The organism is Micromonospora sp. NPDC126480 (assembly GCF_040302465.1).
Taxonomy (GTDB): Bacteria; Actinomycetota; Actinomycetes; order Mycobacteriales; family Micromonosporaceae; genus Micromonospora.
Genome location: NZ_JBEORU010000002.1, coordinates 129,769 through 148,714, shown reverse-complemented (window position 1 = coordinate 148,714; position 18,946 = coordinate 129,769). Strand labels below are relative to the sequence as shown.

Here is an 18,946-nt window from a genome sequence, read left to right as displayed (position 1 = left end):
TAGCTTCAATCCCTGTGATCAAGAGCCACTGTCGGTCGCCGAAAGCGGGGACCTCGGGCGGGACTCCGGTGTTGCTAACGTCGGCGACGGGTCAGAGATCATCTCGGGGCAGAAACGCACCCTGAACAGGCAATTACGCATCTTCCTTAGGATTGATTGGGGTTGGCGTGATTCGTACGGATCTGGTAATTAGCTCACCCATCTTCCTCGTCGGGCTCGTCGAGGTGCTGAACAGCGCCGGCATCAAGGTCGTCGCCGTGCGTGACTCGCCGGACGAGGAACCGTCCTGGCTGGCCGACGCCGCACTGATCGACATCGACGCTCTGACCCCCACCGAAAGCCTGAGCCAGATCGCGACGACCGCCCGGACCACCGCCGTTCTCGTGCTCGTCAACGGCACCGCACAAGACCGTGGCTATCTCGGGGCCGGCGCCTGCGGCGTGATCAGCAAGCGGGAGTCACGGGCCCGGATCGTCGAGGCCATTCACGCGGTCACGGCAGGTTATTGCGTCGGCCCCGACGGGATCACCAAGCGACCGGCCGCGGAACGGCCGCAGTCCCCCGGCCAGCAGCTGTCCGAGCGCGAGGAGCAGGTGCTGCGCCAGATCTCCTGCGGGCTGACACACAGCCAGATCGCCACCCGGCTGCGGATCAGCCCGCACACGGTGGACACCTATGTGAAGCGCATCCGCGCAAAGCTGGGCGTCGGCAACAAGGCGGAGCTCACCCGGGCGGCCCTGCTGGGCGGCGTGGTGCGCGGCACGACTTCCGCCGGCCACGAGGAACCGTCCGCGCCGATGAAGCCCGCCGCCTGAGTCAGGCGGCTGAACACCGGGTCAGAAGTCGACGCGCATCACTACCCGACGCAGGGTGGGGTGGCTGACCTCACGGAAACCGGCGTCGGCAAACGTCTGCCGCGCACCCACGTGCAGCTCGCCCCAGGTGATCACGCGGCCGGGTTGGGTGATCATCGGATAGGCCTCCAGCGCACGCGCACCGCGCTCGCGGGCGAAGTCGACCGCGCCGAGAACGAGCAGATAGGTCAGCCCACGTCGGCGGTATCCCTTGCGCACCAGCAGGCAGGTCACCGCCCACACACTGACGTCGTCCGGGTCCTCGGCACGCCCCGTCCACGGCACGCGAAGGTCCCGGAGCTTGGGATAGGCGGTGCGCGGCTCGACCGCGACCCAACCGGCGGGCTCGTCGTCGACATAGGCGACGAGCCCGCTGGTTGTCCGGGCCTCCGGGTCACCGCAGCCGGTCTGCTCGATCAGCGCGGCGGTGCGTTCCAGCTGGGTGGAATTCGTCCACATCCAGCCTCGGATCTTGAACTTCTGGCACTGGCAGCGGCCCGGGTCACTGGTGCCCAGGACCGCCAGCAGGTCTTCCCTCGAAGCCGCGTTGGCCGGCGCCACCCGCACGTCGTGACCGGCGAAGGGCTCGGTCACGCGACGACGTTTCGGGGACCGTACAGATATTCGTTGAGGTCCTGCGGCCGCGTGCTCTCCGGGCACTCGTCGGTGTAGTAGTTCATGCCGACCGCCACCCGCAGGCCGGGCTCGCGCAGCGCGCGCACGTAGTGCGGCCAGCGGCGGGCGTCGAAGAAGACCAGCTGGCCCGACGACGGGTAGAGGATCGAGCAGTCCTCGTCGACCTCCTCCACCGACGCGGCGTCCGCGTTGTTGGCCACCACCAGCTCACCGCCGGTGCCGCGCGGGTGGTCGGTGACGTAGAGCAGCGCCTCGATCGGATTCGTGTCCACGTGGCACTCGTAACGGTCGCCGCCCTCCTGGACGTTCATCACGACGGCGTACCGCTGGTCGTCCGTGGGGTGCAGGCGGCGGCCGGTCACCTCCTCGTAGAGCTCACGGAAGTACCCGCGGTAGAGGTCGATCAGCCACGGCAGGCGCTCCCACACGGTCACGCCACGCACGGTCATGACCTGAACGGCGGTCACGTCGGCGCTCTCCCGCGAGGTGTGGTGCGGCGGCACCAGCCGCTTGGTGATCCGATCGTTTCGGGCCACTTTCTCGATCTCCTCCCGCCAGCCGGTCGGCATGGCGGTGGAGACGTCGAAACTGAGCCAGCTGAATCGGGAGGCGTTCGACGCGCCCTTCAGAAAATCCGGCGTCAGATCAGACATCTCGGGTTCTCCCTTCCCAGGGTATCCACGTTGGCAACGTATCCGGCTCAGGGCCACCTCACCGCGTCCCGTAAACCGGGGAGATCAGTTCCGCCCGGCCGGCGGGAAGGTGTCGTCGAATATGTTGACGAGGACCACAGACCACCGACGCGACAGAAGGTGATCGACATGACTGGCCGGATCACGCCGGAGCGGTTCGGTGAACTGCCGGGCGTCGAAGATTGGGCGTGCGTCGCCCGGGCGGCTTTCACGTTCTATCCGACGGCGTCGCTCGCGGCCAGCGCGGAACTGGTCACCGCGATCAGCGCGGCGGGCGGCGAGGGCCACGCGGCCCCCGAGATCGACATCCGGCCGGACGGCGTCACCATCCGGCTGCTCACCGTCGGCGCGGAGTTCACCGGCCTCACCGAGGACGACGTCGACTTCGCCAGGCGCGTCTCCGCGGCCGCGCACGAGCTCGGCCTGACCGCCAAGCCGTCCGCCGCGCAAAATCTGATCATCACGATCGACGCCCTCAACATCCCGGACGTGCTGCCGTTCTGGCGGGCCGTGCTCAGTTACGAGCCGCGGGTGGACGCGCCCGACCAGGAGATCGTCGACCCGGGCCGGCGAACGGCGGGCGTCTATTTCCAGCAGATGGACGCTCCGCGGACCGGGCGCAACCGGATCCACATCGACGTCTGGGTGCCGTTCCGCGAGGCCGAGGCCCGGGTCGAGGCGGCGTTGAAGGCGGGCGGCAAGCTGGTGACCGACAGGTACGCACCCGGCTGGTGGGTGCTCGCCGACGCGGAGGGTAACGAGGCCTGCGTCGCCACGTGGGTGGCCACCGCCTGACCGTACGCCGCGGGCGTCCCCCGGGTGTCCCCAAAAGCAGGGAAGCTTCGCCGGAATCCGGATCATCCACGATGAGCGGAGACGGACAACCGGAAGGGACACCCGATGCTTGCCGCCGAATACGAGATGCTGCGCCGCACCTGGTTCCCGGTCGCCCGCGTGGCGGACGTTGACAAGACCGGGCTGCTGGGCGCGAACATCCTCGGCGAGGACCTCGTCGTCTACCGGACCGACGGCGTGTCCACGGTGGCCGGCGCCTACTGCCCGCACCGAGGAATGGACCTCACGGTCGGGCAGATGGTGAAGGGCGAGCTCGAGTGCCCGTATCACGGGTGGCGGTTCGCCCCCGGCTCCGGCACGTGCACCGCGGTGCCGTCGCTGCCGGACCGCCCGACGCCGCCGCGCTCAAATCTGCGGGTCTATCCGTCACGCGAGGCCTACGGCCACGTCTGGGCCGCCCTGGACACCCCCGATCGGGACCTGCCCGCGATGCCCGAGGCATCCGACCCGGACTGGCAGTTCGAGCACGGCGGGCCCACCGACCTGGGCTGCGGCCTGCGTCAGGTCACCGAGAACTTCCGCGACATGTCGCACTTCGCCTTCGTGCACCGTGGCTCGATGGGCCCGAACGTGCAGCAGGTTGTCGACCCCTACAAGGTTCACCGGGACGGCATCGAGCTGCGCTGGACGCTCGACGTCGACCTGGGCGGCACCGCCATGGACGGAAACACCGGTGTGGCCGGCAAGCAGCGGTTCGACTTCTATCTCGCTGCGCCGATGTTCGCGACGGTCAAGGCCGAGTTTCCCGGGGGCGGGCACAGCCTGGTCGTCCAGTTCGCCACCCCGATCACCACCGACGGTGAGAAGGTGCGGCACTTCTGGTCGATCGGCATCGATTCGGCCGTGTCGGAGAAGCACGGCGCGAGCATGGCCGAGATGCGCCAGTGGGAGCAGGAGATCTTCGACGAGGATTTCCCGATCATGGAGCGGTTGCGGCCCCGCGAGGCCCCGCTCGACCTGCACAGCCAGGCGCACACACGCTCCGACAAGTTCAGCCTGGAGTACCGCCGGATCTATCAGGAGCTGATCGACGGCCGCGGCACTACAGCCGCTTCAGCAGCTTAGCGATCTCGTCGTCGTCGGCCCGCGCCAGCGGGAAGGCGGACGTCCCCGGCTCGGCCGGCGCCGGCGGGGCGTCGGCGGCAGCCGTCTCGGCGATCCCGGCCAGCGCCGCCACGGTGGGATGGGCGAAGAGATCGTACGGGGTGAGCGCGAGACCCGCCTCCTGGGCCCGGGCCACGACCTGGATCGCCAGGATCGAGTCGCCGCCGATCTCGAAGAAGTTGTCGTGCGGCCCGACCTGCTCGAGGCCGATGACGGTGGCGATCACCGAGGCCAGCGTCTGCTCGGTCTCGGTGGCGATGCCGGCGCCCGGCTCGCCGGCCGGTCGCTGTACCGGCGCGGGCAGCCGATCCCGATCGATCTTGCCGTTCGCCGAGAGCGGCAACGCGTCGAGCGCCACGAAGCTGGACGGCACCATGTACGGCGGCAGTTGAGCTTCCAGGAACAGGCGCAGCTCGCGGACGTCGACGCTCCCTCGCGGACGTGGCACCACATAGGCGACCAGCCGCCGGTCGCCGGCAAGCGGCTCGTGCATCGTCACGACGGACTCCGCCACCGTCGGATGCCGGCTCAGCGCCGACTCGATCTCGGTCGGCTCGACCCGGAACCCGCGGATGTGGATCTGGGTGTCCACCCGGGCGATGAACTCCAGGTTGCCGTCGGCGCGCTCGCGTACCAGGTCGCCGGTGCGATAGAGACGCCCGCCCGGCTGTGCCGGGTCGGGGTCGGCGACGAAGCGCTGCGCGGTCAGCCCGGGACGGTCGAGATAACCCCGGGCCAGGCTCACACCGGCGATGTAGAGCTCGCCGGTACCGCCGCGCGGGGCCGGTCGCAGCCGGCTGTCCAGCACGCGCAGGTCGGCCGACGGGATCGGCGTGCCGATCGGCAGGTTCGGCCAGTCCCGCTCCGGCTCGGCCGGGTCGAGGCGGAAGAACGTGGAGCTGCACGTGGCCTCGGTGAGGCCGTAGACGTGCAGGAGCGGCACGGCGTGCCGCCGCCACCGCGTCAACCGTTCCGGCAGGACGCGTTCCCCGCCGATGATCACGAGACGCAGGCAGCTCGGCAGCTTGCGGTCGAGGCGGTCAAGCTCGCGCACCCACTCATGCCAGTACGCGGTGGGCAGCTCGATCACCGTGATCCGCTCGCGCTCGATGAGCTCGACCAGGTCGAGCCGGGACACCGGTTCGGACGAGGTCACCACCGCGCCGCCGGCCAGCCAGATCGGGAACAGCTCCTCGACCAGCACGTCGAAGGCCGGCGACGCGAACTGCAGGAACCGGTCCCCCGCGCCGAGGCCCAGCCGATCCGCGATGTCGCGCCCGAAGGTGACCAGCGACCGGTGGGTGATGACGGCGCCCTTGGGCCGCCCGGTCGAGCCAGAGGTGTAGACGACGTAGGCCGCCGAGTCGAGGTGCGGCGCCGGCGGCTCCGGGCCATCGACCTCCCCGACCAGCTCGTCCAGCAGCATGACCTGGCTGGGCAGCGACACACCGGCGGCCGTGAGCAGCTCGGCGGTGCGGCGCTCGGCGACCAGCACCCCGATCCCCGCGTCGGTCAGCTGAAAGGCCAGGCGGTCGGCGGGATAGGACGGATCCAGCGGCACATAGGCGCCACCGGCCTCCAGCACGCCACAGACCGCCACCGCGAGCCGGGGCGACCGGTCGAGCAGGATGCCCACGCGACTCTCCTGGGTCACTCCGAGCTGCCGAAGGCGACGGGCCAGCCGGCCCGCCTCCCGGCTGAGGTCGGCATAGCTGGTCGGCACGCCGTCGCAGATCACCGCGGGGGCGTGCGGGGCGGCCGCCGTGCGGCGCCGCAGCAGCTCCACGAAGCCCGGACCGGCGTCACCGGTCGACGGTGACGCCGCTGCGTTGGACGCGGCCGGAGCGAGGCTCACCTGCCCGACCGTGCTCTCCGGCTCGGCCAGCAACCGCTGGAGCACCCGCTCGAACTGGTCGGCCAGCAGGGCCACCGTGCCGGCGTCGAACAGCTCGGTCATGAAGAGCCACTGCAACTGGAGCCGGTCGCCGTTCGGCACGGCGACCAGGGTCAGCGCGACCGGCGCGATGCCCAGGTGGATCGGCTCGACCGAGATACGCAAGCCGGGCAGCTCCAGGGTCATGTCGGGGCCGGTGAGCGCGTTCACCCACATGCCGCTCAGCGACGTTTGCGACGCCTCCCGGTCGAGGCCGACCGCCTCGATGAGCCGCTCCAGCGGCACGTCCTGGTGGTCGAGGGCGGTGGTCATCACCTCGCGCGCCTGGTGGACGAGCCCGAGCAGGGTGTCCCCGTCACGTACCCGCAGGCGCAGCGGCAACGGGTTGGCGAAGCAGCCGATCAGCTGCTCGGTCTCCACCCGGTTGCGGCCCGAGGCCATCGAGACCAGTACCAGGTCGTCGCGTTCAAGATAGCGGTGCAGCAGCACGGCCGCGGCGGCGAGCAACACCATCGACAGCGAGGCGCCCTGCTGGTCGCCGAGCCGGCGCAGATCGGCGCTGAGCTGCGGCGAGAGGTTTGTGAAATGGACGTCGCCGGCATAGGTGGGCCGGATCGGATAGGGCCGGTCGGTCGGCACCCCGAGCCCGCCCGGGATGCCGGCCAGCGTCTCCTGCCAGTGCCGCAGCTCGGCGGCGGTGCGCTCGGGCGTGAGCCGTTCGCGCTGCCAGGCCGCGAAGTCGCCGAACTGGACCGACGGGGCGGGTGGCCGTGGGCCGCCGTGCCGGTGCACCGCGTAGAGGGCGGCGATCTCCTGCACCAGGATGGCCATCGACCAGGCGTCCGAGACGACATGGTCGATGGCGAACAGGGCCAGGTGCGTCTCGTCGGCCAGCCGCAGCAGGGTGACGCGCAGCCGCAGCGGATCGTCCGCGCCGAAGGCCCGGGTCGGCTCGGCGCCGTAGCGGCGGCGCGCCTCGGCCTGCTGCTCCTCGGGGCTCAGCTGCCTGAGGTCGACGACCGGGACGGTGACCCCGGCGACCTCACCGATCACCTGGACCGGCGCGCCGTCCGCGCCGACCCGCACGGTTGTCCGCAGCACCTCGTGCCGCTCGACGATTTCGGTGAGCACAGTGCCGAGCAGGTCGAGGTGGAGCGCACCCTCCACCCGGAAGGCGGCGGTGATGTTGTTGGCGCCGCGCACCCGCTCGGAGGCCCACTCGCGCTGCTGTGCCAAGCCGAGCGGCGTGGGTGTGGACCGGTCGCGCGGGGTGATCCGCCCGTCCCGGGGCCCGCGCTCGGCCATCAGCCGCGCCAGTCGGCTCTCGATCAGCGCTCGCCGGTCCGGCGGGAGGGCCGCGATTTGACTGCGCAGATCCGTCATGGGTCACCACCATCGGAACGTCGGGCACCGGCTACCAGCCAAGCTATGCGGCGCCGGCGGCCGGACCCTGTCGCGGGAAACCGGGACGGTGACCGCGGGCCGGGGCACCCCATCCTCGACGCATGCGCCGGAACAAATGGCTGCCCCGAGCGCCGGCAGCAGACGCCACCGGCCGGGTTTTCCTCGTCCCCTTCTCCGGGTGCGGCGCCAGCCTCTATCGGCAGTGGCCGCGCCGGGTCGATGGCGTGGAGTTCCTCCCGGTGGAGCTGCCCGGTCACGAGACACGGTTCGCCGAGCCCACCTTCGAGACCTATCAGGAGCTGGCCGTCACCATGGCCGACGGGCTCGAACCGCACCTCGACGTGCCGTTCGCGTTCTTCGGGCACTGCGGATCGGCGCTGGCGTCGTACGAGGTCTCCCTGGAACTCACCCGGCGCGGCACACCACCGGCCCGGCTCTTCATCTCCTCCGAGGTCGCACCGCAGCACGGGCCGGTCGGCCGCTACCTGGAGATGGACGACGCCGCGCTCGGCGCCGAGCTGGCCGAGCTGATCCGCGAGCTGGGCGGCACCGTGACCGACGAACTGGTCGCGCTGCACCTCGGGGTGCTGCGCGCCGACGTGGAGGCGAACAAACGCTACGTGGTGCCCCAGGTGACCCGGCTGAGCTGCCCGATCACCGCGATCGGCTGGACCGCTGACAACGAGGTCGCGCACACCACGATGGGTGGCTGGACGGAGTGTGGCGACACCAGCTTCGTACTGTTGGAAGGCGGCCACCACCGGTTCACCGAGGCCCCGACAGAATTGATCGACCTGCTCCGCCACGGCCTGGAGGAGCAATGGGCGTCGCGCTGACCGGCATGCGCGCCTTCACGGTGGTCTGGGCGGGCCAGTTCCTCTCGCTGCTCGGTTCCGGGCTGACCGCCTTCGCCCTGGGCGTGCACGTCTATCGGGTCACCGGATCGGCGACCACGCTCAGCGCGGTTTTCGCGCTGAGCCTCCTGCCGGCCATCGTGGTCACGCCTCTCACCGGCGCCCTGGTGGACCGGTGGGGCACGAAGCGGTCGCTGCTGGTGAGCAACATCGCCAACATGGTCATCGCGCTGGTACTGGCCACGCTGCTCTTCTCCGGAACGTTCGCGATCTGGCACGTCTACCCAATCGTGGCCGCCTCGTCAGTGGTGGCAGCCCTGGAGTTGCCGGCGTTCGCCACGCTCGGCCCACGACTCGTCGCCAAGGAGCAACTCGGCCGGGTCAACGGAATGCGGATGTCGGCGATCGCGACGAACGAGGTGCTGGCCCCGGTCGCCGCCGGTTTCCTGCTGGTCGCCGTCGGCCTGCGCGGCATCGTGGTGCTCGACCTGATCACGTTCGGGCTCGCCCTGCTCAGCGTCGCGATCGTGCCGATCCCGCGGGACATCGACACCGACGGACAGACCGCGGGGCGCTTGACCGGCCTGCTGGTCTCCTTCCGCGAGGGCTGGCGCTATGTCGCGGCCCAGCCCGGCCTGACCGCGCTGCTGCTCTTCCTCGGCGCGATCAATCTCAGCGCGGGCTTCATCGACCTGCTCATCACCCCGCTGGTGCTCTCCTTCGCCTCGGCGGACGAGCTGGGCATGGCGCTGTCAATCGGCGGGGTCGGCATGGTGTTGAGCGGCATCGCGGTGACCGTCACCGGCGGGCCGCGCCGACGGGTCCGCGGCATCCTGATCGGCTCGCTGGCCATGGCGGTGGCGACGATCGCCGGTGCGACGCGGCCGAACGTCGCGCTGGTCGCGGCCGCCGCCTTCGTCTTCATGGGCGCCCTCGGCGTGGTGCTCGCCACGAACCAGGCGCTGTGGCAGAGCAAGGTGGAGCCCCGGCTGCTCGGCCGGGTCGCCGCGCTGCTCAACACGGCGTCGCAGATCCCGCAGCTGATCGCCTACCTGCTGGCAGGGGTGCTGGTCGACCGCGTCTTCGACCCCGCGGTCGGCGGCGAGGACGTACGGTCGCCGGGCCTGGCCGCGGTGATCGGCGACGGGCCCGGCCGCGGCGCCGCGCTGCTCATGATGATCGTCGGCGCGCTCATCGTCGTCTCCGTCGCGGTCGCGGCGGCCGCGCCGCGGCTACGCGGCCTGGAGCGGGAGCTGCCCGACACCGTCCCGGAGCGGGACGAGACCGGCCGGCCAGTGGTGGCGGACCCGGCGTGACGGCCGTGGTCACGGAAACCGGCGACGTTCGATCCGCGGCGCGGACCCGTGAACTACAGAGACGTACCACCTCCAGGGAGTTCTCGTGACGAGCACGCAGCAGCACGCAGACCCGAGCGTCGAGGACGACGAGGCGCCGGCCGAGTGCGTCGGCCCGTTCGCCGTGCCGGCCGGTGTGATCGCAGCGTTGCGGTCGCTGTGCGCCGACACCGGAGCGGACGAGCTGCACGCCTGGTGGGTCTGCGCCGCGGTGCTGATGCGGCGGCTGCCGGGGGCTGCGGGCTGCCGCGCCCAGGTGATCTGCGGTGCCCACGGGGCGGTCACCCCGCCGGACGACGCCGGACCCGACCCGGCCACCGGCTTCCGCGCGGCCCTGCGCGGGGTGGCTCAGGCGCCACCGGAGCCGGCCGGCGCCGGCGACATCCCGGTCGACGTCACGATCCTGATCACTGCGGACGGTACCGAGCTCTACGTGGAGACCATGACGCCGGTCGTCGACGATCCGGTCGCCGAGGGCTGGGCGCGCCTGGTGCGGACACTGCTCACCGCGATGGTGCACCGGCCCGACGAGCCGGTGGCCGCCCTGCCGCTCGTCGACGACGACGAGCGGGAGCGGATCCTGCACGGGCTCTACCCGCACCGCGTGCCACGGACCCCGTTCCGGACCGTGGCGCAGCCGTTCGAGGAGCAGGCGGAGCGCACGCCGGACGCGGTGGCGCTGGTCACCGAGGACGGCGGCACGGTCAGCTACCGGGAGCTCAACGAGCGCGCGAACCGGCTGGCACACCACCTGATCAGCCGGGGCGCCGGGCCGGGCGAGCGGGTCGGGATCCGGATGGACCGCGGGGTCGCGCAAATCATCGCGATCTACGCGGTGGTCAAGACCGGCGCCGGCTACATCCCGCTCGACGTCGACCTGCCGGACGCCCGGCTCGCCCTCATGCTGGCCGACGCGGCGCCGCTGCTGGTGCTGACCAACCGGGCCGGCCGGAAGCAGGTGCCGGACGGCGCGTGGCAGGTCGTCGACGTGGAGGCGGACGCGCCGGCGTGGGAGCCGGAGCCGGTTGGTAACCCGGTCGCAGGCACGGCCGGTGGGCTGCTGCACGTGCTCTACACCTCCGGCACGACCGGGCAGCCGAAGGGCGTTGCGGTGGTGACGGCGGCGGCTCTGGCGAACATCGACTGGATGCAACGGCAATATCCGTACGCCCCAGGTGATTGTGCGATCTTCAAGACGTCGCCGGGCTTCGACGTGTCCATCTGGGAGCTCTTCTGGCCGTTGCATCACGGCGCGCGGCTGCTGATCTGCGAGCCGGGCCGGCATCGCGACCCCGCCCACCTGGCGCGACTGATCGAACGGCACGGGGTGACGATGATCTTCACGGTGCCGACCGTGCTGACGCCGCTGCTGCAGCGGCTCTCCCCCACCGCCGCCAGCGCGCTGCGCTGGGTGGTCAGCGGCGGCGAGTCGATGCCGCCCTGGCTGCGCGACGCGTTCCACGCCACCCTGCCGGCGACCACGCTGGTAAACGCGTTCGGGCCGACCGAGGCGGGATCGGTCACCGACAACGTGATCCCGCACGGGTCGACCGGCCCGACCGTGCCGGTGGGCCGTCCCGCCCCCAACTTCCGCATCGTGCTGCTCGACGAAAATCTGGGCCTGACGCCGGTGGGCGCGGCCGGCGAGGCCTACATCGGCGGTGAGGTCGGTCTGGCGTACGGCTATTGGCGCTCCCCCTGCCGCACCGCGGAACGGTTCGTGGCCGACCCCTACGGCCCGCCGGGCAGCCGCCTCTACCGCACCGGTGACCTGTGCCGCTATCGCGAGAACGGCCTGCTGGAGCACCTGGGCCGGATCGACCGGCAGGTCAAGGTGCGCGGCCGTCGCATCGAGCCCGGCGAGGTCGAATCGGTCCTCGTCGGTCATCCGTCGGTAGTCGACTGCGCGGTGCTCGCGCACGGCAACCCGGCCCGGCTGCTCGCCTTCGTGGTGCTCGCCGGCCCGGAGGCGACGGTCCAAGCGGTCGACGAGCACGCGCTCGCGCACCTGCCCGATTACCTGCGTCCCGACCGGATCGTCGCGGTGCCGGAGATCCCGGCCACGGTCAACGGCAAGACCGACGAGGAGGCGCTGCTGCGCGCCTGGACCGAGGAGTCCGCGGGACGGGACGCCGAGGCGCCGGTCGACGACCTGGAGGCCGCCCTGGTGGAGATCTACCGCCGGGTCCTCAACGTCGGGACGGTCGGGGTGCAGGACACGTTCGTGCAGCTCGGCGGCCACTCACTGCTGGCTTTTGAACTGCTCGACGAGTGCGAGGCGAGACTACGGGCCAAGCCCGAGGTGACCGTGCTGCTCACCAGCCCGCTGCGGGAGGTCGCGGCCTCGCTGCGGACCGGGGCCAGCGCAGAGCGACCGACAGACGAGGGGTTCCGATGAGATTCGGTGTGATGATCGTGCCCGAGGACCGCTGGCAGAGGGCACGGCAGAAGTGGCGGCGCGTCGAGGAGATGGGCTTCGAGCACGCCTGGACCTACGACCACATGAACTGGCGGACGTTCCAGACCAAGGAATGGTTCACCGCCGTGCCGACGATGACCGCCGCGGCGCTGGAGACCTCGCGCATCAAGATCGGTGTGCTGGTGTCCTCGCCGAACCTGCGGCACCCGGCGTACCTCGCCAAGGAGATCGCCACGGTGGACGACATAGCCGGTGGCCGGTTGGTGCTCGGGCTCGGCGCCGGCGGCGAAGGCGTCGACGCCAGCATGACCCGCCGCACGCCGTGGACCCGGCCGGAACGTACCGCGCGGTTCGCCGAATACGTCGAGCTGACCGACCGGCTCCTGTCCGGACCGGTGACCTCGTTTGACGGGCGTTACTACTTCGCCAACGACGTGCACGTGCGGCCGCACGACACGCAGCAGCCCCGGGTGCCGTTCGCGATCGCCGCGGCCGGCCCACGCGGCATGCAGCTGGCCGCCCGGTTCGGCCAGTACTGGGTGACCACCGGTGCACCCAACCGTTTCGAACGGACGCCCTACGCCGACACCGTGCCGCTCATCCGGCGTCAGGTCGAGGAGCTGGAGAAGGCGTGCGCGGCGACCGGCCGCAACCCGGACGGCATCGCCCGGATCCTGGTCACCGGCCCGTCCGTGGGCGACGTGCTGGCCAGCAAGGACGCGTTCTTCGACGCGGCCGGCCGGTTCGCCGAGGCGGGCATCACCGACCTGGTGGTGCAGTGGCCGCGAGCGGACGAGCCGTACACCGGGGATGTCAAGGTGCTCGATCAGGTCGCCGAGGAGCTGTGATGCGGACGCATTTCGTGGGTGAGGTCGCCCTGGACCTGGCACGACTCGAGTCGGACCTCGCGACGTGCCGATCGTTGGAGTGGACGGAGGCGTACAGCGACTACGTCTTCGGCGGATCGTGGAAGAGCTGCATGCTGTGGGCGCCCGGCGGGGACGCCGGCGACGGGGTGGTCACCAACTACGTCTACGACCGGCCGGCGGGCTTCACCGCACACGCCGAGCGGTTGCCCTATCTGGCCGAGCTGATCCGCGAGACCGCCGACCTCGACCGGCTGAACTTCGCGCGGCTGGCGCTGGTCACCGACAGCGTGATCATCCCGCACCGCGACCTGCTCGAGCTCAGCGACCTGCCGGACGAGACACGCAACGAGCACCGGATGCACATTCCGCTGGCCACCAATGACAACTGCTTCTTCAACGAAGACAACGTGGTCTATCGCATGCGACGGGGCGAGGTGTGGTTCCTCGACGCCTCACGGATCCACTCGGTGGCGGTGCTGACCGCGGAGCCACGCATCCACCTGATGCTCGACTTCGTCGACACGCCCGGAGCGGGATCGCCCGCGCGGGTGGCTGGCGGCGGTGTCGAGGTCGGCATCCCGGCCGACCGGATCGTCACCCGGCCGCCGCTCGGCGACGACGAGCGGGCGGACCTCCTCGGCCTGGCGCCGCTGCTCTCGATGGACACGTTCGACGAGGTCTTCAGCATCGTGATCAAGAAGCACTTCCGCCGGGACGGCGGGCCGGACTTCGTCTGGAACACGATGCTGGAGCTGGCCGCCAAGAGCCCCGACCAGGCCGTGCTGCCGCACACCGAGGAGCTGTGCAAGCACTACACCCTGGAAAGGAGCGCATAGGCGGTGAGCGTCTGGCTGCAACGCCGGCCGGCCGCCGCGCCGGCCGGCCGGGTCTTTTGCATCCCGCAAGCGGGCAGCGGCACGACCGTGTTCGACAACTGGCCCGCCGAGCGGGCCGGGGTCGAGTTCCTGCCCGTGGAGCTGCCCGGCCGGCTGTCCCGGTTCACCGAGGCGCCGCCGGACACCCTCGAAGACCTGGCAGCTGCCATGATCGACGGCTTGGAGCCCTACCTCCGCGTGCCGTTCGCCTTCTTCGGGCACTGCTGGTCGGCGATCCTCGCCTATGAGGTCACCCGCCGGCTGGAACGCGCCGGGCACGAACCCGCCCGGCTCTTCGTCTCCTCCGAGGTGCCGCCGCAGGCCGGACCGGCCGGCCGGATGCTCGATATGGACGCCGACGAGCTGGCCGCCGAGGTGGCGGCCACGGTCCGCGACATCGGCCGCAAGCCGCATCCGGAGCTGGTCGACCTCTATGTCCGCATCCTGCGGTCGGACATCGAGCTGCGCCGCAATTACCAGGCGCCCGAGCCGATCCGCCTGTCCTGCCCGATCACGGTCTTCGGCTGGCGGGACGACCCGGAGTATCCGCCCGGGTCGCTGGCCGGCTGGGCGGAGTGCGGGAATGCGACCTTCATCCAGTTGCCGGGCCGGCACAACGAGTTCAACGCGGCGCCGGCCGACCTGATCGACACCATTCTCGCCGGGGTGCGGGAACGCCTGCTGGGCCGGGAACCCCGGCCGGAGGGGAACCATCGATGAGCCGCATTATCGTACGCGCCGCCGTCGCCCTGTTCGCGGTCTTGCTGGCGGCCGGGGCGGGCGGCGCCGCGGTCGCCGCGCCGGTGCTCGACACCGGCGACTGCCTGTCACCGGCGCCGATCTATCACAGCCGGCCGGACCTGCGGCCGATCGGCGCCTGCGCCTATCTCGACACCGGCAGCGCCGCGCCGGGCTATCTCTTCGCCTCGTCGAAGGGGCCGGGCCGCGGCGGCCCTACGATCTACGCCAACGACGGCTCGGTGATCTGGAACAAGCCGGAGACCGTCGCGGACACCCACAACTTCCAGGTCGTCACGGTGCAGGGCAAGAAGCGGCTGGTCTACTTCCGGGGCACCTGGCTGGTGTACGGCCTGGACCCGCGCGGCGAATACGTGATGCTGGACGAGCACTACCGCGAGGTCGCCACGATCAAGACCAACGCCACGAACGCGCCGGGCCTCCACGAGCTACGGATCACCCCGGAGAACACGGCGTTGGTCGGCGCCTACACCCCGGTGATCCGGGTGGTGGACGCCCGGCCGATCGTGGTCTACGACTACGTCGTGCAGGAGGTCGACTTCCTGCACGGCAACAAGATCCTCTTCGAGTGGCGCGCGCTCGACCACGTCCCGCTGTCCCAGTCCTACCTTCCGGTGCCCGGCCCGCTGGGCATCTTCGACTACTTCCACGGCAACTCGATCGAGGTCATGCCGGACGGCGACCTGCTGATCTCTGCTCGGCACACGTGGAGCGTCTACAAGGTCTCGCGCAAGGACGGCCGGGTGCTCTGGACGCTGGGCAAGCCGGCCGACGGCAGCGGCAGCTTCGGCTCCGAGCTGCTCGGCTCCGACGCCGGCTGGTTCTGCTATCAGCACGACGCCCGGGTGGAGGCGGATGGCACGATCTCGCTGTTCGACAACGGCAACGGCGGGCCTGGGTGCGGGCACGCCTCGCGCGGGCTCAAGATACGCCTCGACGAGGCCGCCAGGACCGCCACGGTGGTCGACACCGTGCGGCACCAGCCGGAGATCTCCGCGACATTCGGCGGCGACATCTCGACCCAACCGAACGGCAACCGCCTGGTGTCGTGGGGCGAGACCCAGCGGGTGACCGAGTTCGACCCGGCCGGCCGGCCGGTGCTGGACATGAACTTCGGGCAGATCAATTATCGGGTGTACCGTGCCGAGTGGCAGGGTTTCCCGCTCACCCCGCCAACCGCCGTGCGGGATGGCTCGCAGCTCGTGGTCAGCTGGAACGGCGCGACCGAGGTGGCCTCCTGGCAGCTACTCGGCGGGCCGGACGAGGACAACCTGCGACCGGTCGGCGCTCCGATCCCCCGGGCCGGCTTCGAGACCTCGATCGCCGTGCCGAGCGGCACGGCGGCGGTCGGCGTGCAGGCGCTGGACGCGGCCGGCAAGCCACTCGACCACGGCCGCGCCGTGGCGGGGCCAGCCCCGGAGGGCCCGTCGGCGCTCGGCGTGATCGGCAGGACCGCGCTGCTGATGCTGGCCATATTCGGCGGTTTCGGCCTGACGCTGTGGGTGGCGCTGATCGTCGGCCTGGTGCTCGGGCTGGTCTGGGCGGTCATCCGGCTCGCCACCCGCAAGGGTCTCCGCAAGGCGCTGTACGGCCTGGCCGGGATGGTGCTGCTGGTCATGCTGGTGAACATCACCGGCGGCCTGGCGCAGAGCTTCTACCCCCCGCTGATCTATCTGAACATCATCTATCCGCTGGCCTTCCTGGTCGCCAACCTGGTCGGCTGGCCCCTGGTCGGTACCGTGACCGGCCTGCTCTCCGGCTCAGGCGGGGCGTGGCGGCACGACCCCCAGCGGATGCGCGCCTACCGCGTCGCCGGCTGGCTGTGGCTCGGCTTCTTCGGGGTGAAGACCGCCGTGCAGATGCCGCTCTATCTGACCAGCAACTGGGTGGGCCTGGGCATCGCCAAGACCCTGCTCGGCTGGCCGCTGTGGATCGTCACCACGATCGTGACCGTGATCGTCGTCCGGCGGATGATCCGTCCTGCGCCGATGGCCGCGGGCCCGAAGCCCGAGCCGGGGCGGGTCGAGGCGGAGCCGCCGCCGGCCGACGTCGAGGCGGAGCCAGCGTCCGTCGAGGCGGAGCCAGCGTCGGCCGAGGCCGAGCCGGCGTCGGCGTCGGCGTCGGCGTCGGCGTCGGCCAAGGCGAAGCCAGCGTCGACCGAGGCCGAGCCGACGACCCAGGGCGCCTGACAAGCGACCGGCCGTGCCCCTTCGCGGGGCACGGCCGGTGGTCGTCGGGCGGTCAGGGCGATGCGGTGGTGGCGGTCAGCGGCACGGACTCCGACAGCGGCGGCAGCCCGCAGGCGCGCCGGAAGTCGTCGGTGTCGTGCAGATGCGGGAACGGCTCAGCCGGCACGGGCACGCCGAGCGCCTCGGCCAGCGGCTCCCAGCCGTCGACGCCGAGGGTCCAGACCACGAGACGGTCGGCCGGCACGGTCGCCTTGATCTCGGCGATCCGGTCCTCGTACATCCGGCGCACCCACTCCTTGTCCTCGAAGCGGCCACCGAAGTCGCCCTGCCAGACGAATCGCTCTATCACCTCCCACGTCTCGCGCGGCGGCACCCGGTCGGCGTCGGCGGGCAATAGGCCGGCGTGCGCCGCCTGCCGTACCGCGTGCAGTGTGTTCTGGCAGCTGCGGTAGAAGCCTTCGAAGCCCCGGACGTTGAGCAGAACTGTCGCCTCGGGGAACGCCTCGACCAGTTCCCGCCACACCGTGCAGCCGGGCCAGTCCACGGTGGCCTCCCAGCGGGCCAGGGCGGATCGCCAGTCGACCTGCTCGCCGCGGGCGGCAGCCACCCACGGCGACAGGTCCCGCAGGCGGTGCTCGCCGTTGATGATATCGAGCATGTGGAGACAGGGTCCCGCGCCGAGCCGTTCGATAGCGGCCCGCAGCGATAGTGTTCCGGACCGGCCGAAGCCGACACCGATGATTTTCATGGCGCTGCTCCTTTTCGTGAGTGGGGTGGGGTGAGCACCGCTATCGGTGGGTCAGGGCCAGCGACAGCGACTGGTAACCGCGGAAAAAGTTGGACTCCAGCCGGACCGGCTCGGCGCGCAGCGCGGCGGTCCGCACGAGGCCGGCCAGTGCCCGGACCACCGCGCCGACCTCGATCCGGGCGAGCAGCGCGGCGATGCAGTAGTGCGGGCCGTGCCCGAAGCCCAGGTGCGGGTTGGGCCGCCGGGCGGCACGGAGTTCCCCGGGTGCGTCGAAGATGTCCTCGTCACGGTTCGCCGACCGCAGCCAGAGCGAAACGAACTCGCCCGCGCGCATCGGCACGCCGGCGATCGTCAGATCGCCGATCAGGACCCGCATGATGTGGTTGACCGGCGTCTCGCGGCGCAGGATCTCCTCGGTCGCGACGTCTGGATCGGCCTCGCCGGCGCGCAGTTGCCGCCAGAACTCCGGCTCGGTGACGAGGGTCAGCGCCGCTGCGCCGGACGCGTGCCGGGCGGTCTCGTTGCCGCCCGCGATCAGGTCATGACAGTTCATCACCGCCATGGTCCGGCTCATCGGCCGACCCATGAACTGCGCCTGGGCGAGCACGGTCGCCACGTCCTCGCCGGGCGTCCGGCGCTTCTCGGTCACCAGCCGGTGGCAATAGGAGAACAGCTCGGTGTGCGCGGCCATCTGGGCACCCGACGTGGTGTGCCCAGACCCGCCGAACGCCGTCTGGGTCAGCCGCACCACCTCCGGCCGGTCGGCCTCGGGCACGCCGAGCAGGTCGCAGATCACGAAGGCGGGCAGCGGCGCCGCGACGGCCTGCACGAAGTCGACCGAGGGCTGCTCCATCGCCTCGGTCACCAGCCGCCGGGCGAGCTCCCGGGTGCTGTCGGTGAGCCTCCGCATCAGCCGCGGGGTGAAGGCGGCGCCCAGCACCCGCCGCATCTCCGCGTGCGTCTCACCATCGCTGACCAGCAGCGACATCCCGCCGGCGGCGGCGCTGGCCACCACGTCGGACGGCTTCTCCCCCAGGTGGTTGCCCTTCGCCGAGGAGATCCGGTCGCTGTGCCGCAGCACCTCACGAATCTGCGCGTGCCGGGTGATCGCCCAGTGGTCGCGCAGACCGTATGAGCGCACCGGGCCACCGGCGCGGCGGAACGTCCGCCAGATCCGCTCGGGCCGCTCGCTCCCGTAGAGCCGGGGATCGGTGAGGTCAACCTTTCGGGCCTCGGCGAGCAGGTCATCGGGGTGGATCGGCTCGTCGGTTCGACTCAGCATGGTCCTCCCGGTGACGCCGTTGGCCCGACGTTACGGCGAGCCGGAGCGGGGAGGGTGTCACGTAAAGGAGTGGCGGCGTCGAGCTGCTGAAACGGTTGTCCCCTAAAGCGGGGAAGCGCTGCGCGCGAGGTCGCTGAACCACCATGGACGCCAGGTG

Annotated in this window: 15 protein-coding genes; 10 read left to right on the top strand and 5 right to left on the bottom strand. The window is 71.0% G+C overall.

Features of this window, described 5'->3' with window-relative positions; all coding sequences use genetic code 11:
* The first annotated feature begins 152 nt into the window (after window positions 1-152).
* Complete coding sequence (locus ABTW87_RS02345) at window positions 153-815, top strand: helix-turn-helix transcriptional regulator (protein ID WP_350647741.1); 663 nt, start codon at window positions 153-155, stop codon at window positions 813-815.
* A gap of 21 nt (window positions 816-836) precedes the next feature.
* Here the strand turns inward: ABTW87_RS02345 and ABTW87_RS02340 are convergent, their stop codons facing one another.
* Entirely contained in the window at window positions 837-1,448 is a 612-nt protein-coding gene (locus ABTW87_RS02340) for a GNAT family N-acetyltransferase (protein ID WP_350647740.1), read from the bottom strand.
* The gene (locus tag ABTW87_RS02335) at window positions 1,445-2,143 is read right to left on the bottom strand and encodes a 2OG-Fe(II) oxygenase (protein ID WP_350647738.1); all 699 of its coding nucleotides are present in this window, start codon (window positions 2,141-2,143) and stop codon (window positions 1,445-1,447) included. The genes ABTW87_RS02340 and ABTW87_RS02335 overlap by 4 nt, the downstream gene beginning before the upstream one ends.
* 168 nt (window positions 2,144-2,311) lie before the next feature.
* On the opposite strand from ABTW87_RS02335, the gene ABTW87_RS02330 reads away from it, so the two are divergent.
* Window positions 2,312-2,977, top strand: coding sequence for a 4a-hydroxytetrahydrobiopterin dehydratase family protein (locus tag ABTW87_RS02330; protein ID WP_350647737.1), 666 nt, complete (start codon window positions 2,312-2,314; stop codon window positions 2,975-2,977).
* 105 nt (window positions 2,978-3,082) lie between these two features.
* Window positions 3,083-4,102 carry a Rieske 2Fe-2S domain-containing protein gene (locus tag ABTW87_RS02325; RefSeq protein WP_350647736.1) on the top strand — a complete coding sequence of 340 codons (1,020 nt, stop codon included), beginning with the start codon at window positions 3,083-3,085 and terminating at the stop codon, window positions 4,100-4,102.
* Here the strand turns inward: ABTW87_RS02325 and ABTW87_RS02320 are convergent.
* Window positions 4,080-7,418, bottom strand: a complete 3,339-nt coding sequence (locus ABTW87_RS02320; protein ID WP_350647735.1) for a non-ribosomal peptide synthetase — start codon at window positions 7,416-7,418, stop codon at window positions 4,080-4,082. The two genes, ABTW87_RS02325 and ABTW87_RS02320, sit on opposite strands and share 23 nt — an antisense overlap.
* 122 nt (window positions 7,419-7,540) lie before the next feature.
* Between ABTW87_RS02320 and ABTW87_RS02315 the strand changes: the two genes are divergently transcribed.
* The 7 genes from ABTW87_RS02315 to ABTW87_RS02285 all read left to right on the top strand — a co-directional run bounded on the left by ABTW87_RS02315 (window position 7,541) and on the right by ABTW87_RS02285 (window position 16,759).
* Window positions 7,541-8,275 carry a thioesterase II family protein gene (locus ABTW87_RS02315; RefSeq protein ID WP_350647733.1) on the top strand — a complete coding sequence of 245 codons (735 nt, stop codon included), beginning with the start codon at window positions 7,541-7,543 and terminating at the stop codon, window positions 8,273-8,275.
* On the top strand, window positions 8,260-9,609 hold the full coding sequence (locus ABTW87_RS02310; RefSeq protein WP_350647732.1) for an MFS transporter: 1,350 nt from the start codon (window positions 8,260-8,262) through the stop codon (window positions 9,607-9,609). Before ABTW87_RS02315 ends, ABTW87_RS02310 begins: the two co-directional genes overlap by 16 nt.
* Before the next feature lie 85 nt (window positions 9,610-9,694).
* On the top strand, window positions 9,695-12,046 hold the full coding sequence (locus tag ABTW87_RS02305; protein ID WP_350647731.1) for a non-ribosomal peptide synthetase: 2,352 nt from the start codon (window positions 9,695-9,697) through the stop codon (window positions 12,044-12,046).
* Complete coding sequence (locus ABTW87_RS02300) at window positions 12,043-12,915, top strand: LLM class flavin-dependent oxidoreductase (protein ID WP_350647730.1); 873 nt, start codon at window positions 12,043-12,045, stop codon at window positions 12,913-12,915. The genes ABTW87_RS02305 and ABTW87_RS02300 overlap by 4 nt, the downstream gene beginning before the upstream one ends.
* Window positions 12,915-13,772: an aspartyl/asparaginyl beta-hydroxylase domain-containing protein gene (locus tag ABTW87_RS02295; RefSeq protein ID WP_350647729.1), complete on the top strand. Its 858-nt coding sequence runs from the start codon at window positions 12,915-12,917 to the stop codon at window positions 13,770-13,772. Before ABTW87_RS02300 ends, ABTW87_RS02295 begins: the two co-directional genes overlap by 1 nt.
* 3 nt (window positions 13,773-13,775) lie before the next feature.
* On the top strand, window positions 13,776-14,531 hold the full coding sequence (locus ABTW87_RS02290) for a thioesterase II family protein (protein ID WP_350647728.1): 756 nt from the start codon (window positions 13,776-13,778) through the stop codon (window positions 14,529-14,531).
* A complete protein-coding gene (locus ABTW87_RS02285; RefSeq protein WP_350647727.1) occupies window positions 14,528-16,759 on the top strand; it encodes an arylsulfotransferase family protein in 2,232 nt (743 codons plus the stop codon). The genes ABTW87_RS02290 and ABTW87_RS02285 overlap by 4 nt, the downstream gene beginning before the upstream one ends.
* A 52-nt stretch (window positions 16,760-16,811) precedes the next feature.
* On the opposite strand, the gene ABTW87_RS02280 is transcribed toward ABTW87_RS02285, so the two are convergent.
* Together ABTW87_RS02280 and ABTW87_RS02275 are read right to left on the bottom strand one after the other, a co-directional pair.
* The gene (locus tag ABTW87_RS02280) at window positions 16,812-17,507 is read right to left on the bottom strand and encodes a sulfotransferase family protein (RefSeq protein ID WP_350647725.1); all 696 of its coding nucleotides are present in this window, start codon (window positions 17,505-17,507) and stop codon (window positions 16,812-16,814) included.
* 40 nt (window positions 17,508-17,547) lie between these two features.
* Complete coding sequence (locus ABTW87_RS02275) at window positions 17,548-18,789, bottom strand: cytochrome P450 (RefSeq protein WP_350647724.1); 1,242 nt, start codon at window positions 18,787-18,789, stop codon at window positions 17,548-17,550.
* Between the last annotated feature and the right edge of the window lie 157 nt (window positions 18,790-18,946).

Bases quoted from the DNA above. Each gene is read 5' to 3' on its own strand.
- ABTW87_RS02320 (WP_350647735.1), bottom strand. From the start codon at position 7,418: ATGACGGATCTGCGCAGTCAAATCGCGGCCCTCCCGCCGGACCGGCGA.
- ABTW87_RS02280 (WP_350647725.1), bottom strand. From the start codon at position 17,507: ATGAAAATCATCGGTGTCGGCTTCGGCCGGTCCGGAACACTATCGCTG.
- ABTW87_RS02275 (WP_350647724.1), bottom strand. From the start codon at position 18,789: ATGCTGAGTCGAACCGACGAGCCGATCCACCCCGATGACCTGCTCGCC.
- ABTW87_RS02315 (WP_350647733.1), top strand. From the start codon at position 7,541: ATGCGCCGGAACAAATGGCTGCCCCGAGCGCCGGCAGCAGACGCCACC.
- ABTW87_RS02330 (WP_350647737.1), top strand. From the start codon at position 2,312: ATGACTGGCCGGATCACGCCGGAGCGGTTCGGTGAACTGCCGGGCGTC.
- ABTW87_RS02325 (WP_350647736.1), top strand. From the start codon at position 3,083: ATGCTTGCCGCCGAATACGAGATGCTGCGCCGCACCTGGTTCCCGGTC.
- ABTW87_RS02300 (WP_350647730.1), top strand. From the start codon at position 12,043: ATGAGATTCGGTGTGATGATCGTGCCCGAGGACCGCTGGCAGAGGGCA.
- ABTW87_RS02285 (WP_350647727.1), top strand. From the start codon at position 14,528: ATGAGCCGCATTATCGTACGCGCCGCCGTCGCCCTGTTCGCGGTCTTG.
- ABTW87_RS02310 (WP_350647732.1), top strand. From the start codon at position 8,260: ATGGGCGTCGCGCTGACCGGCATGCGCGCCTTCACGGTGGTCTGGGCG.
- ABTW87_RS02295 (WP_350647729.1), top strand. From the start codon at position 12,915: ATGCGGACGCATTTCGTGGGTGAGGTCGCCCTGGACCTGGCACGACTC.
- ABTW87_RS02335 (WP_350647738.1), bottom strand. From the start codon at position 2,143: ATGTCTGATCTGACGCCGGATTTTCTGAAGGGCGCGTCGAACGCCTCC.